Origin of the sequence: Aeromicrobium sp. Leaf350 (assembly GCF_916858655.1) — a bacterium.
In the GTDB taxonomy this organism is placed as follows: Bacteria; Actinomycetota; Actinomycetes; order Propionibacteriales; family Nocardioidaceae; genus Aeromicrobium.
In genome coordinates this window covers 379,690-393,638 of record NZ_CAKASL010000003.1, presented here as the reverse complement: position 1 = coordinate 393,638, position 13,949 = coordinate 379,690, and the positions used below count along the sequence as shown (strand labels likewise).

The 13,949-nt window shown below is 72.5% G+C and carries 13 protein-coding genes; 2 read left to right on the top strand and 11 right to left on the bottom strand.

Annotated elements, in window-relative coordinates; all coding sequences use genetic code 11:
* Positions 1-6: 6 nt before the first annotated feature.
* Genes ccsB through hemL form a run of 6 tightly spaced genes read right to left on the bottom strand, consistent with a single transcriptional unit; the run spans position 7 to position 5,906 of the window.
* Entirely contained in the window at positions 7-951 is a 945-nt protein-coding gene (gene ccsB / locus LO931_RS15505) for a c-type cytochrome biogenesis protein CcsB (RefSeq protein ID WP_229054748.1), read from the bottom strand.
* Positions 948-2,564: a cytochrome c biogenesis protein ResB gene (locus tag LO931_RS15500; RefSeq protein ID WP_229054747.1), complete on the bottom strand. Its 1,617-nt coding sequence runs from the start codon at positions 2,562-2,564 to the stop codon at positions 948-950. The genes ccsB and LO931_RS15500 overlap by 4 nt, the downstream gene beginning before the upstream one ends.
* Positions 2,561-3,307 carry a cytochrome c biogenesis CcdA family protein gene (locus LO931_RS15495; protein ID WP_370636149.1) on the bottom strand — a complete coding sequence of 249 codons (747 nt, stop codon included), beginning with the start codon at positions 3,305-3,307 and terminating at the stop codon, positions 2,561-2,563. The genes LO931_RS15500 and LO931_RS15495 overlap by 4 nt, the downstream gene beginning before the upstream one ends.
* Positions 3,307-3,903, bottom strand: coding sequence for a TlpA disulfide reductase family protein (locus LO931_RS15490; RefSeq protein ID WP_229054746.1), 597 nt, complete (start codon positions 3,901-3,903; stop codon positions 3,307-3,309). Before LO931_RS15490 ends, LO931_RS15495 begins: the two co-directional genes overlap by 1 nt.
* Positions 3,900-4,550, bottom strand: coding sequence for a histidine phosphatase family protein (locus LO931_RS15485; RefSeq protein ID WP_229054745.1), 651 nt, complete (start codon positions 4,548-4,550; stop codon positions 3,900-3,902). The genes LO931_RS15490 and LO931_RS15485 overlap by 4 nt, the downstream gene beginning before the upstream one ends.
* A gap of 24 nt (positions 4,551-4,574) precedes the next feature.
* Positions 4,575-5,906 carry a glutamate-1-semialdehyde 2,1-aminomutase gene (gene hemL / locus LO931_RS15480; protein WP_370636147.1) on the bottom strand — a complete coding sequence of 444 codons (1,332 nt, stop codon included), beginning with the start codon at positions 5,904-5,906 and terminating at the stop codon, positions 4,575-4,577.
* A gap of 165 nt (positions 5,907-6,071) precedes the next feature.
* Here hemL and LO931_RS15475 point away from each other — a divergent pair, with 165 nt between their 5' ends.
* Positions 6,072-7,259, top strand: a complete 1,188-nt coding sequence (locus LO931_RS15475) for a lytic transglycosylase domain-containing protein (protein WP_229054743.1) — start codon at positions 6,072-6,074, stop codon at positions 7,257-7,259.
* 55 nt (positions 7,260-7,314) lie between these two features.
* Here the strand turns inward: LO931_RS15475 and LO931_RS15470 are convergent, their stop codons facing one another.
* The 3 genes from LO931_RS15470 to LO931_RS15460 form a co-directional block, all read right to left on the bottom strand.
* On the bottom strand, positions 7,315-8,487 hold the full coding sequence (locus LO931_RS15470) for an RNA polymerase sigma factor (protein ID WP_229054742.1): 1,173 nt from the start codon (positions 8,485-8,487) through the stop codon (positions 7,315-7,317).
* Positions 8,484-8,891, bottom strand: a complete 408-nt coding sequence (locus tag LO931_RS15465; protein ID WP_229054741.1) for a YciI family protein — start codon at positions 8,889-8,891, stop codon at positions 8,484-8,486. The genes LO931_RS15470 and LO931_RS15465 overlap by 4 nt, the downstream gene beginning before the upstream one ends.
* 119 nt (positions 8,892-9,010) lie before the next feature.
* Positions 9,011-9,910 carry a LysR family transcriptional regulator gene (locus tag LO931_RS15460; protein ID WP_229054740.1) on the bottom strand — a complete coding sequence of 300 codons (900 nt, stop codon included), beginning with the start codon at positions 9,908-9,910 and terminating at the stop codon, positions 9,011-9,013.
* Between the two features lie 71 nt (positions 9,911-9,981).
* Between LO931_RS15460 and LO931_RS15455 the strand changes: the two genes are divergently transcribed.
* Complete coding sequence (locus tag LO931_RS15455; RefSeq protein WP_229054739.1) at positions 9,982-10,908, top strand: EamA family transporter; 927 nt, start codon at positions 9,982-9,984, stop codon at positions 10,906-10,908.
* On the opposite strand, the gene hemB is transcribed toward LO931_RS15455, so the two are convergent.
* Positions 10,872-11,846 (bottom strand): porphobilinogen synthase, encoded by a 975-nt coding sequence (gene hemB / locus LO931_RS15450; protein ID WP_229054738.1) that lies wholly within the window; start codon positions 11,844-11,846, stop codon positions 10,872-10,874. The two genes, LO931_RS15455 and hemB, sit on opposite strands and share 37 nt — an antisense overlap.
* A gap of 385 nt (positions 11,847-12,231) precedes the next feature.
* On the bottom strand, positions 12,232-13,881 hold the full coding sequence (locus tag LO931_RS15445) for a uroporphyrinogen-III synthase (protein WP_370636146.1): 1,650 nt from the start codon (positions 13,879-13,881) through the stop codon (positions 12,232-12,234).
* Positions 13,882-13,949 lie beyond the last annotated feature (68 nt).

The following is a 13,949-nucleotide window of genomic DNA, read 5'->3' as shown; positions in this document are numbered from 1 at the left end:
GTCGGCTTACTTGGCGTAGCTGTGCAGGCCGGGGACGAAGATGTTGACGCCGTAGTAGCTGAACAGGAACGTCGCGAAGCCCGCCAAGGCGATGATCGCGGCGCCGCGGCCCTTCCAGCCGGCCGTGGCCCGCGCGTGCAGGTAGCCCGCGTAGACGACCCAGGTGATGAAGGCCCAGACCTCCTTGGGGTCCCAGCCCCAGTACCGGCCCCAGGCGTAGTGCGCCCAGATGGGCCCGGCGATCAGGGCGCCGAAGGTCCACAGCACGAAACCGACCGCGTGGGTGCGGTACGCGAGGCGGTCCATCGTCGCGATCGTGGGCACCCGGCTCAGGATGGGGCCGACGTGCCCCTTGTTCTCGGCCCGCTCCTTGAGCAGGTAGAGCAGCGACGCCGAGGCGCCGACCAGGAACAGCGCGCCGGCGATCATGACCGCGGCGACGTGGATGACGAGCCAGTAGGAGTGCAGCGCGGGCACCAGCGGGCCGGCCGGCACGTAGGCCGACCAGGCGAGGCCGAGGATCGCCAGACCGAAGCCCGTGACGAGGGGCCCGATCCACTGGATCGCGGTGATGCGCACGAGCACGAGGTAGACGACCAGAGCGATCGAGACGCCCGTCAGGCCGAACTCGTACATGTTGCCCCAGGGCACGCGGGTCGAGGCCAGCGCGCGGGTGACGACGCCGGCCACGAGCAGACCCGTCGCGACGATCGTCAGCGCGATGCCGACGCGGCTCAGCACGGCGCTGCGCGGCTCGACCTCGTCGTCGTCCTCGTCGGCGACCGCGACGGAGCCCTGCGAGGCGCCACCGACGGAGGCCGTGGCCGGGACGACCGCCTCCTGGCGGACGAACAGCAGCTCGGCCAGGTGGGCCAGGAAGGCGAGCGCGAGCACGAGCGTGCCCGAGGCGACGGCGTAGTTCGAGAACTCGGCGTACTCGGCGAGGGTCATGGCGTCTCCTGGGGCTCGATCTCGTCACGGAGACGGTCGATGAAGGCGGTGAGGTCGTCAGGCAGGTCGTCCCGGGGGACCCGGTCCAGCGCGGCAACCTCCACCACGGTACGTGAGCCGTCCGAAGTCGCACGAACCCAGGTGCGACGGGGACGGACGAACAGCGACAGCACGAGCCCGCCCAGGCCGACCGCGACGCCGCCGAGCGGGAGCCCCGCGAGCGGGGACGAGCTGATCTGGAACCGGGCGAACTGCTGGAGCCGGGTGAACTCCACGACCGTGCCGTCGGGCAGCGTCGAGGACTGCCCCGGCTGCAGCTCGATGCGGAACGGGTCACCGTTCTCGTTCAGCACCTGCGTCATGTCGGTGGTGTCGAGGACGTAGACCGACTGCGGCGTGCCCTCGTCGAGCCCGAGGTCGCCGGTCCAGGCCTGCAGGGCGATGTAGGGGTTGGCCGCCGCCGGGAAGATCGAGATCGAGGCCTCGCCCTCGCCGGTGCTGGCGGCGGTGGGCAGGAAGAAGCCCTGCATGCCCAGCTGCTCCGGCTGGATGTCGGGCACCTTCACGACGCCGCCCGACGTGTAGGTCGCGTCCTCCGGCAGGAACGGCACGGCCTCGTCGAACACGACGTTGCCCTCCGGATCGGTGACCCGGATGACGGGCGAGTACCCCTGGCCGACCAGGAAGATGTCGGTCGAGCCGATCGAGAGCGGGTGGTTGACCCGGATCGAGTAGTCCTCCTCGTCGCCGTCGAGCCCGTCGCGGAAGGTGCCGTTCGCCTCGAACAGGCGGGGCGCGCCGCGCTGGGGGCCGTCGCCGATGTCGAACTCCGCCACGAGGTCGTCGAGCTCGAGCGAGAACGGCGGCAGGCTGTCGGGGTCGAACCACGTGCCCGAGGTGAACTCGTCGTACTGCGTGAGCACGTTGGAGAACCGGTTGCCCTCGGTGACGATCACGGCGCCGCGGTACCCGATCAGCGAGCCGACGGCGACCCCCACGAGCACCACGACGACGCTGATGTGGAAGACCAGGTTGCCGAGCTCGCGGAGGTAGCCGCGCTCGGCCCGCAGCTCGCCGCGCGACCCGCCCTCGCCGTCCTCGGTGACGACGTCGACCCGGGAGCGCCGGACGACCCGCCGCGCGGCCGCCAGGACGGTGTCGACGTCGGCGGAGGTCTCGAACGTGCCGGACGCGGGCAGGCGCTCGAAGCGGCGTGGCGCCTTCGGCGGCCGGGCGCGCAGGGCCCGCAGGTAGATGCGGGAGCGCGGGATGATGCAGCCGACCAGCGACACCATGAGCAGCAGGTAGATCGCGCTGAACCAGGGCGAGCTGTAGACGCTGAAGACGCCGAGCCGGTCGAGCCAGGGCGAGAGGTCGGGGTGGCGTCCGCGGAAGGCCTCGACCGCTCGCGCGTCGACCCCGCGCTGCGGCACGAACGAGCCGGGCAGCGAGGCCACCGCGAGCAGCAGGAGCAGCAGCAGGGCCGTGCGCATCGAGGTGAGCTGCGCCCACATCCAGCGCAGGAACTCGAGACGACCGAGCGCCGGAGCCGGCCCCCTGCGCCGCTCGGCCCGGAGCTCTCGCTTGCTCTTGCTCGGGGATCCGTCGCTCACAGCGGCGTCCCGAATCCGCCGGCCCAGCTCTGCAGGTCAGAGATCAGGGAGTCCCACCAGCCGGTCACGAGCATGACGCCGACGACGAGCAGCAGCACACCCCCGGCGACCTGGATGGCCCGCTGGTGACGGCGCACCCAGCCCGCCGTGCGGGTGAACCGGGCGAAGCCGAGCGCCGCGAGGACGAACGGCACCCCGAGCCCGAGGCAGTAGACGGCGGTGAGCGCCGCTCCCCGCGTGGCCGTGGCCTCGTTGCCGGCGAGCGCCAGCACCGCGCCGAGGGTCGGGCCGATGCACGGGAGCCAGCCCAGGCCGAAGAAGACGCCGAGGACCGGGGCGATCGCCACCCCGACGGTCGGCACTGCGTGAATGCGGAAGTCGCGCTGCATGCGCGACCCGAGGCCGAGGAACACCAGGGCCAGCAGGATCACGAGCACGCCGGCCACGATCGAGAACGTGCGCTGGTGCTGGGCGAGGCGCAGGCCGAAGGCTCCGAACAGGGCCCCGCCGGCCACGAAGATCGCCGAGAACCCGAGCACGAAGAGCACCGAGCCGAGCACGATCTTCGACCGTCCCTCGCGGTCGAGGTCCTGCACCCCCACGCCCGAGACGTACGAGAGGTAGCCCGGCACGAGCGGGAGGACGCACGGCGAGAAGAACGAGACGAGACCGGCGACGACCGCCACGGGGATCGCCAGGAGCATCGATCCCGTCAGCACCGTCTCATTGAGCCAGCCGTCCATCACGCGCCCTCGGACTCGGCCAGGAGGTCGTCGATGATGCCGCCGAGCGTCGAGGCGTCGACCTCGTCGAGGATGCGGGCCGCGACGCGTCCCTCCGCGTCGATGACCCAGGTCGTCGGGATGGCCTGCGACGGGAGCGAGTCGACGAAGCGCAGCTCGAGGCTGCCGCCCTCGTCGGAGAAGCTCGGATAGGTGATGCCGTACGTGGTGTTGAAGGCCTTCGCCGCCGCGTCCTTGCTGCGGTTGACGATGCCCAGGAACTGCGCGTCGTCCCCGTAGGTCTCGGCGAGCTCGGCGAGGGTCGGGGCCTCGGCACGGCACGGCGGGCACCACGAGCCCCACACGTTGATGACGGTGACGGTGCCGGTGAAGTCGTCGGTCGACAGCGGCTCGCCGTCCAGGTCGGTGCCGGTCAGCGTGGGGGCGTCCTCGCGGTCCTCGGGCTCGACGATCGTCACGGTGCCGTCGGAGCTGACGTAGCCACCCGTGGAGCCGCCGGTGCCGGCACCCTCGCAGGCGCCCAGCAGGGCCAGGCCCAGGACGGCGACGGTGGCGACGAGCCGGCGGGCCCGTGCCGTCGCGAGGACGATGGTCATGCGCCCCCGACGAACTTGCCCTTGAGCGCCTCGGGCAGCAGGTCCCCGGCGGGCTCGGCGTAGCTGAAGCCGGCGTAGTCGTCGCCGTCGAACGTCAGGCTCGTGATGCTGGCGAGCGTGCACTGCCGCTTGCGGGGGTCGTGGAGGTAGGAGTTGCCCTCGTAGGCCTGCCGCGCGATCCACACGGGCAGCTGGTGCGACACGATGACGGCCTCGTGACCGCGCGCGGCGTCGCGGGCGTCGGCGACGGCGGCCTGCATGCGGGCCGCGATCTCCTTGTACGGCTCGCCCCACGAGGGACGCCACGGGTTGCGGAGCATCCACCAGTTCTTGGGGTGACGGAACGCCTTGGGTCCCGCGCCGACCGTGCGACCCTCGAAGAGGTTGTCGGCCTCGATGACCCGGTCGTCGGTCGTGATCGGCGCGTCGAGGATCTTCGAGAGCGGGGCTGCGGTCTGCTGGGCGCGCTCCAGGGGCGAGGCCACGAGGTGCACGATCTCGTTCTTGGCGAGGAAGTCCGCAGCGCGCTCGGCCATGCGGTGCCCCAGCTCGCTGAGGTAGAACTCCGGCAGCCGGCCGTAGAGCACGCCGCCGGGGTTCTCGACCTCGCCGTGTCGCATCAGGTGCACGATCGTTCGGGTGCTCATGGTGTCCTCGAGTTCGGGGGCGGGTCAGACCGGCTGGGCAGCCGCAGCAGCCCGCGCGGCGGCGGGCAGTGCCTCGACGATTCTAGAGAAGGCTTCCTCGTCGTGAGCGGCCGAGACGAACCAGGCCTCGAAGGCGCTCGGCGGCAGGTACACGCCCGCGTCGAGCATCGCGTGGAAGAAGGCCGGGTAGCGCCAGGTCTCCTGCGCCTGGGCACCGGCGAAGTCACGGACCTCGTCGACGCCCCAGAACACGCTGAACATCGTCCCGGTGCGCTGGACGGCGTGCCGCACCCCCGCGGCCGAGAGGGCCTCGCCGACGGCGGCCTGGAGGCGGTCGGAGACGTCGAGCAGGTGCCGGTACACGTCGGCCGTCGCAAGCCGCAGGGTCGTGAGGCCGGCGGTGGTCGCGACGGGGTTCCCCGAGAGCGTGCCGGCCTGGTAGACGGGTCCGGCCGGCGCGAGCAGGTTCATGAGCTCGGCGCGCCCGCCGAACGCCGCGGCGGGGAAGCCGCCGCCCATGACCTTGCCGAAGGTCATGAGGTCGGGGGCCCAGCCCTCGACGGCGCCGTCCAGGCCCCACTGGCCGTGGCGGCTGGCGCGGAAGCCGGTCATGACCTCGTCGCTGATGAGCAGGGCGCCGTTCTGCCGGCAGGTGGCGGCCAGGAAGGCGTTGAACCCGGGCTCGGGCGGCACGACTCCCATGTTGCCCGGGGCCGCCTCGGTGATCACGCACGCGATGCGGTCGCCCAGCTCGGCGAAGGCCGCCGTCACGGCGTCGCGGTCGTTGTAGGGCAGCACGACCGTGTCGGCGGCGACGTGCGCCGGCACCCCGGGGGTGCCGGGGATGCCCAGGGTCACGACGCCCGAGCCGGCCTCGGCCAGCAGCGCGTCGACGTGGCCGTGGTAGCAGCCGGCGAACTTCACGATCGTGTCGCGACCCGTCGCGCCGCGGGCGAGGCGGATCGCCGACATCGTCGCCTCGGTGCCCGACGACACCAGGCGGACGCTCTCGACCGGGGTGCGCGCGACGATCTCCTCCGCGAGGGCGACCTCGGGCTCGCTCGGCGTGCCGAACGAGGTGCCCCGGGAGACGGCGTCGGCCACGGCCGCCAGGACCTCCGGGTGCGCGTGGCCCAGGAGCATCGGCCCCCACGAGCCCACCAGGTCGACGTAGGTGTTGCCGTCGACGTCGGTCAGCCAGGCACCCGAGCCGGAGCGCATGAAGCGCGGCGCACCACCCACGGCACGGAAGGCCCGCACGGGGGAGTTGACCCCACCCGGCGAGACGGCGAGGGCACGCTGGAACAGCTCCTGGGAACGGATCACGTCAGACACGGCGTCAGTCTCCCAGTCCATCCTGAAGGCACCCTGGGGGCGGGCTCCGGTCAGGCGTGAGCCGTAACCCAGGTCACACAGGTTCGTTGTACCGATGCCGCTCGCATGGCGCCGGACCGTAACCTCCGGTTACCATGCGAGCGGGGGGATCTCGAGGGCCGAGGTCGCAGGACCGGAGGGAATTCGATGCGGGCAGGAAAGTTGACCCGGTGGCAGAAGGCCGGCGCGCTGGTGCCGATGGCCGTGCTCGTGGGCGCGTGGGGTGTGGCTCTGGCCAACTCCGGACTCGCCTCCGCGACCGACGGCACCGACCCCGCTGACGTCCCCTCCGTCCCGAGCACCGCGTTCGACGACCCCGCCAGCGTCCAGGAGGCCCCCGCGGGCATCGACCCCCGCGCCGGCACCGAGGGCACCGTCGCCACATTGTCGACCGACGGCATCCCGAACGCCGCGCTCTCGGCCTACAAGCGGGCCGAGACCCTGCTGGCGCAGGCCGACGCCACGTGCCGCCTGCCCTGGAACCTCGTCGCGGCGATCGGTCGCGTCGAGTCCAACCACGGCCGCACGGGTGGCAACCAGCTCGACGGTCGCGGCACCGCGACGCCCGGCATCTTCGGCCCGCAGCTCAACGGCAGCAACAACACCGCCAAGATCAACGACACCGACAGCGGCACGCTCGACCAGGACGCGGTCTTCGACCGTGCGGTCGGGCCGATGCAGTTCATCCCGGGCACCTGGAAGGCCGTCGGCGTCGACGCCGACAACGACGGCGTCAAGAACCCGCAGAACATCAATGACGCGGCGACCTCCGCGGGCATCTACCTGTGCGCCGGGCCGGGCGACCTCAGCAACGAGGCCGACCTCCGCTCGGCCGTGCTGCGCTACAACCGCTCCGACTCCTACGCCGACACGGTCATCGCGATCTCGCAGGCGTACGCGCAGGGCAACTTCACGCAGTCGCCCAACAACCTGACCTCCTCGAGCCCGCTGGTGCAGCGCAGCTCGGACCAGTCGATCACCTCCGACCAGCGTCAGGCCGCGGCCAACGACGAGGTCGCCGCGACCACCCCGCCCCCGGGCGGCGGCACGACCACCAACCCCGGTGGCGGCGGCACCAGCACCCCGGGCGGTGGCGGTGGCACGTCCACCCCGACGTCGCCGGGTGGCGCCACCGGATCGGGCAGCACGAGCGGTCTCGTGACCGGCCTCGTCAACGACCTGACCGGCCAGCCCGTGCCCGGCTCCACCGCGCCCGCCGCACCGCTCGGCAACACGATGAGCTGGCTGGACGCCAAGACCAGGTGCCTGGCGACGGGTCTCACCGAGCTCAACGTGGTCGGCCTGCTGACCTGCATCACCGACCTGCTGGGCTAGCACTCGACGGCTCACGACGAAGGCCCTGCCGGGTGACCGGCAGGGCCTTCGTCGTTCAGCGGTCGCGGGCGTTCAGGCGAGCCGCCTGCCGCACCAGGTGGTCACGCTCGGCCGAGCTCGTGGCCTGCTCCGCGGCAGCGGCGTAGAGCACGGCGGCCCTCCCCGGGTCACCGTCGCGCTCGCGCAGGTGCGCCTCCACGGCCACGCGCCGCGGCAGGCCCTCCTCCACCTCGGCCAGCGCTGCGAGGCCGGCTCGGGCGCCGTCCGCCTCACCCACGGCGACCGCGCGGTTGAGCCTGACCACCGGGCTGTCCGTCAGGCGCAGCAGCTCGTCGTACCACTCGACGACCTGCACCCAGTCGGTCTCGGTCGTCGAAGGGGCGTCGGCGTGCAGGGCGGCGATGGCGGCCTGCGCCTGGTACTCCCCCAGGCGGTCCCGCGACAGCGCGCCCTGCAGCAGGTCGACCCCCTCGGTGATCGCCCGGGTGTCCCACCTGCTCCTGTCCTGCTCGGCCAGCGGCACCAGGCTGCCGTCCGGCGCCGTGCGCGCGGGCCGGCGGGCGTGGTGCAGCAGCATGAGGGCCAGCAGGCCATCGACCTCCGGGTGGTCGATCGTCGACGCGAGCTGGCGGGTCAGGCTGATCGCCTCGGCCGCGAGGTCGAGGTCGCCGGAGTACCCCTCGTTGAAGACCAGGTAGAGCACGCGCAGCACGGTGCCGACGTCGCCCGCCCGGTCGAGGCGCACGTCGGCCACCGTCTTCTTCGCCCGGGAGATGCGCTGCGCCATGGTCGCCTCGGGCACCAGGTACGCCTCGGCGATCTGCCGGGTCGTGAGGCCACCGACGGCGCGCAGCGTCAAGGCGATCGCCGAGGACGTGCTGAGCGACGGGTGCGCGCACAGGAAGTAGAGCTGCAGGGTGTCGTCGGTCGCCGCGGCCCGGCCCGGGTCCGGCTCGGCCTCGACCAGGTCCTCACGACGACGCCGAGCCACCTCCGACCGCGTGGCGTCCAGGAACCGCCGCCACGCCACCGTCACGAGCCAGGCCTTCGGGTCGCGGGGCGGGTCCTCCGGCCACGCGCGGACCGCCTCGACCAGAGCGTCCTGCACAGCGTCCTCGGCCGCCGCGAAGTCGGCTCCGCGGCGGACGAGGATGCCGAGCACGCTGGGCGTCAGGCGCCGCAGCACGGCCGGGTCGAACGACCCGTGCGGGTCCACGACCGGGGTCACTCCGTGACGGTCTCGGGATGCGCCAGGAAGGGTCGGACCTCGAGCCACTCGTGGATCGGCTCACCACCGGCACCCGGGGCGGCCGAGAGCTCGCCGGCCAGCTCGATCGCGCGCTCCTGGCTGTCGACGTCGATGATCATCCAGCCGGCGATGAGGTCCTTCGTCTCGGCGAACGGGCCGTCGGTGACCGGCGGCTTGCCCGGGCCGTCGTGCTGGACCCAGAGGCCCTCGGGGGCCAGCGCCTGGCCGTCGACGAACTCGCCGGTGCCCTCGAGCCGAGCCGCGAAGTCGTTCATGTACTGGATGTGGTCCGAGATCTCCTCGGGCGTCCACTGGTCCATGCGCACGTCGTTGCGGGCCGCCGGGGCGCCGCGGTAGTGCTTGAGCAGCAGGTACTTCGCCATGATGTTCTCCTCGGTGTGTCCGACCCATTCTGGTCGCGTTCACACCGGGGACGGAACCGTCAGGCCGTTCTCGACATCGCCGGCGAAAGTTTTTTCCCGATCGTCCGCAGCCGTGCGCCTCAACGTGCCTCGAGCGTGCGACCGGCGAGCAGCAGCTGGTCGACGACCGTCCGGACGGCGAGCCGCGCCGCGCGGTCCGGTCGGCTGAGCGCCACGATGCTGCGCACCGCCCTCACCTCCTCCAACGGACGCAGCACCACACCCGGGCGGGGCCGGGTCGTGAACCTCGGCAGCAGGGCCAGGCCGACGCCGGAGGCGACGAGTGCCTCGACGAGGTGGTTGTCGCGCAGGCGGAGCCGGCGCTCCAGCGAGGCCCCGGTGCGGTTCTCCATCGCCGTCAGGATCGAGTCGAAGGGATAGCCCACGGGGACGCCGATCCAGGTCGAGCCGACGAGGTCCTCCGGCGCCAGCCGGTCATGCGCGGCGAGCGGGTGGTCGCTCGCCAGGGCCACGTCGATCGGCTCCCGCACCAGCGGCGTGCTGACCAGGCCGTCCGCTCCCTGCGGCACGTCGCCCGCCAGGCTGTGGGCGATCACGATGTCCACGTCGTTGGCCCGCGTCGCGAAGTCGGCCTCGGCCAGGTCGAAGTCGTCGACCAGCAGCTGGATCGCCGAGCCCTGCAAGCGGTCGACGAGGCCGGGCAGCAGGGCCTCCCCCGCGCTCGGCAGCGTGCCGATCGTGACCGCACCGCGCGGCTCGCCGAGGCTCGCGTCGAGCCGCGCCTGCACCCGCGCGATCGCCGCACTGACGTCGCCGGCCCCCTCGGCGAGGATCTGACCGGCGCCGGTCAGCCGCACGCCGCGCGAGTGCGGCTCGACGAGGGCGACGCCCATCTCGCGCTCCGCCGTGCGCAGCTGCTGGGAGACCGCCGACGGGGTGCGGTGGGTGGCGGCGGCGACGGCGGCGAGCGTGCCCCGCTCGCCGAGCTCCCGCAGGAGCTCGAGGTGACGGACGTCCATGTAGGCAGCCTAATGACTCCCTGCACAACTATTCGCTAGTCCTTCACGGATCGATCGCGCAGACTCGCCACGTGCCTGCCCGCCACCTCGCCCTCGCGTGCCTGGTCGCCGTCCTCTGGGGCGTCAACTTCCTCGCGATCCACGCCTCCCTCGAGCAGTTCCCGCCGATCTTCCTCGTCGCGTTCCGCTTCGCCCTCCTCGCCGTCCCGACGCTGCTGTTCGTGCCCCGGCCCGACGTGCCGACCCGATGGCTGCTCGGCTACGGGATCGGGTTCGGCATCGTGCAGTTCCTCGGGCTCTACCTCGGGATGGCCGCCGGCTTCCCGACCGGCCTCGCGTCACTGGTGCTCCAGGCCTCCGCACCCTTCACCGTCGTGCTCGGCGCCGTGCTCCTGCGGGAGACGCTGTCGGCCCGCCGCGTCGCGGGCATCGCCGTCGCCGTCGCCGGCCTCGCCCTCGTGGGCGTCTCACGCGGCGGGTCCGGCGGGTGGTGGCCGTTCGCGCTCGTGGTGCTGGGGGCGCTCGGCTGGGCGTTCGGCAACCTCTCGACCCGCCTCGCCGCCCCGGAGCGACCGCTGCACCTCATCCTCTGGATGACGGTCGTGCCGCCACTGCCCATGCTGGCGCTCTCGCTCGTGGTGGAGGGCCCGACGCAGATCGCTGACTCCTTCGCCACCGCGGCCACGCTCGACGCCGTGCCGGCCTGGATCGGCCTGGTCTACACCGTGGTGCTCGGCACGATCGTGGGGTCCGGCATCTGGGTCTGGCTCATGAAGCGCCACCCCGCGGGGGTCGTCGCCCCGTTCTCGATGCTCGTGCCGGTCGTGGGCATGCTCAGCGCCGCGCTCGTGCTCGACGAGCGGCCGGCCGGACTGGCCGTCGTCGGCGGCCTGCTCGTGGTGGGTGGCGTGCTGTGGTCCGGGCGGCTCCCCCGGGTCCCCGACCTGGGCGGCTCCCGGCGTCAGCGCAGGCGGCTGGCGAGCTCGGCGGCCCAGTAGGTCAGCACGATGTCGGCGCCGGCGCGGCGGATCGACGTGACGGTCTCCTCGATCGCGCGGTCGCGGTCGATCCAGCCCTGGGCCGCGGCAGCCTCGACCATCGCGTACTCGCCCGAGACGTTGTAGGCGGCGACCGGGACGTCGGTGCGCTCGCGCACCTTGGCGACCAGGTCGAGGTAGCCGAGAGCCGGCTTCACCATGACGACGTCGGCGCCCTCGGCGAGGTCGAGGTCGAGCTCGCGCAGCGCCTCGCGGGCGTTGGCCGGGTCCTGCTGGTAGGTGCGACGGTCGCCCTGGAGCGAGGAGTCGACGGCCTCGCGGAACGGGCCGTAGAAGGCCGAGGCGTACTTCGCGGTGTAGGCGATGATCGCGACGTCGTCGTGGCCCGCCGCGTCGAGCGCGGCCCGGATGACGCCGACCTGGCCGTCCATCATGCCGCTGGGGCCGACCCAGTGGGCCCCGGCCTCGGCCTGGGCGACGCCCATGCGCGCGTAGACCGCCAGGGTGGCGTCGTTGTCGACCCGCCCGCGGTCGTCCAGCACGCCGCAGTGGCCGTGGTCGGTGAACTCGTCGAGGCACAGGTCGCTCATGACCAGCAGGTCGTCACCGACCTCGGCCCGCGCGTCGGCGATGGCCAGGTTGAGGATGCCCTGCGGATCGAGGGCTCCGGAGCCGGTGGCGTCCTTGTGCTCGGGCACGCCGAACAGCATCACGCCGCCGAGGCCCAGCTCGGCCGCCTCGCGGTACGCCTTCTTGGCCGAGTCGCGGGTGTGCTGCACGACGCCGGGCATGCTCGAGATCGGTCGCGGCTCGTCGATCCCCTCGGCCACGAACATCGGCAGCACGAGCTGGGACGCCGCGGTGTGCGTCTCGCGGACGATCCGACGCGTGGCCGCGGACGATCGCAGGCGACGCGGACGGTGCGGCAGGTTCGTCATGAGATCGAGGGTAGTCCGACGACGGAGCTCGGGGGGTCGTGGTCGTCCTGACCACCGTCGACCCAGGTTCTCAGGTGGCATCCGTCAAGAGCGCACGGACGGGGCGGCCGGGTCCGCCTCTGGTCATCCTGACCGCCCCCGACGACGAAACTCGGGGGCTTGCGGTCGTTCGGACGACCACGACCCCGGGATCTCCGTCGCCGCTTGACCAAGGTCCGGGGGACATGGCCCCTAGGACGACCACAAACCCCCGACCTCCGTCGACCTGCACGCTGGACGCAGGCCGACGCCACCGCTGTCTGGTCCATGCCGCTCTTCGGTCACCCCCGGGAACGACCGAGGGGTCGCGGCCGCCGAAGCGACCGCGACCCCTCTGAAACCTCTGTCAGGCCTTGCGCCGGCTCGACGGGCGGCGCTGCGACGGCTTGGTGACGGGCTCGCCCGCCTCCAGGAACGCCACGCGACGGGCCGCGCCGAACGCGGCGAGCGCGTCGGCGAGCACCTCGACGGAGGGCGACTCCGCCATCACGTCGACGCGCAGCCCGTGCTCCTCGGCCGTCTTGGCCGTGGCCGGACCGATGCACGCGATGATCGTCGACGGGTGCGGCTTGCCCGCGATGCCCACGAGGTTGCGGACCGTCGAGCTCGACGTGAACAGGACCGAGTCGAACTTGCCGGTCTTGATCGCGTCGCGCGTCGGCGCCGGCGGCGGGGCCGCCCGGACGGTGCGGTAGGCGGTGACGTCGTCGACCTCCCAGCCCAGGTCGATCAGACCGGCCACGAGGGTCTCGGTCGCGATGTCGGCCCGCGGCAGGAAGACCCGGTTGATCGGGTCGAGCGACTCGTCGTACGGCGGCCAGTCCTCGACCAGACCGCGGGCGCTCTGCTCGCCCGTGGGCACGAGGTCGGGACGGATGCCCCAGGTCGCGATGGCCTCGGCGGTCTTCTCGCCGACCGCGGCGATCTTGAGCCCGGAGAACGCGCGGGCGTCGAGCCCGTACTCCTCGAACTTCTCGCGCACGGCCTTGACCGCGTTGACGCTGGTGAAGGCGACCCACTCGTAGCGACCCTCGACCAGGCCGCGCACAGCCTTGTCCATCTGCTGCGGGTTGCGGGGCGGTTCGACCGAGATGGTCGGCACCTCCTCCGACACCGCGCCGTAGCCGCGAAGGCGCGCGGCCAGGCTGGCCGACTGCTCCTTGGTGCGGGGCACCAGGATGCGCCAGCCGTAGAGCGGCTTCGTCTCGAACCACGACAGCGCGTCGCGCATGTGCACGACCTCGCCGACGACCGTGATGGCCGGCGACGTCATGCCGGCAGCCTTCGCGTCGGCGGCGATGCCCTCGAGCGTCGAGACGATCGTGACCTGGTCGGTCGTGGTGCCGACGCGGGTCATCGCGACCGGGGTCTGCGGCGAGCGTCCGGCGGCGATGAGGCCGTCCGCGGCCTCTGCCATGCGCGCGACGGCCGAGAGCAGCACGAGCGTGTCGTCGCCGCCCAGCTCGGACCACGACACCGTGGTGTCGCCGACGCTGATGACGCGGAACTCGCGGTGCTGACGGTTCGTCAGCGGCACGCCGGCGTAGGCGGGCACGGCCTGCACCGACGAGATGCCGGGGACGACCTCGAACTCGATGCCGGCCTTCGCGCAGGCGGCGGCCTCCTCGGGCGCCGTGGCGTACGTGAACGGGTCGCCGCTGATGAGGCGCACGACGTGCGCACCCGTCTTGGCGTGCCGCACGACGAGGCGGGCGCGGGCGGCGTGCGTGAGGGTCTCGCCGTCCTCACCGACGCCTCCGTCGACGATCTCGGCACCGTTGAGGACCAGGGCGTCCTGCTCCGGCAGCTCGGTGATGACGACGTCGGCCTGGGCGAGGAGCTCGGCGGCTCGCACGGTCAGCAGGCTGGCGTCGCCGGGACCGGCGCCGACGAAGCTGACGCGACCGAGCTTCTTGCCCGGCTTGCTGGCACGGGCGGACGCGGTGCTCGTCGGCGCGGACGTCGTGGGGTCCGGCGTCGCGGTGGTCATGGTCACAGGGTTCTTCCTTCTGGTGCAGACGGTGTCGAGCGACGGTGCCTGCGTCGGGTCGGGTCGGGGTCGGG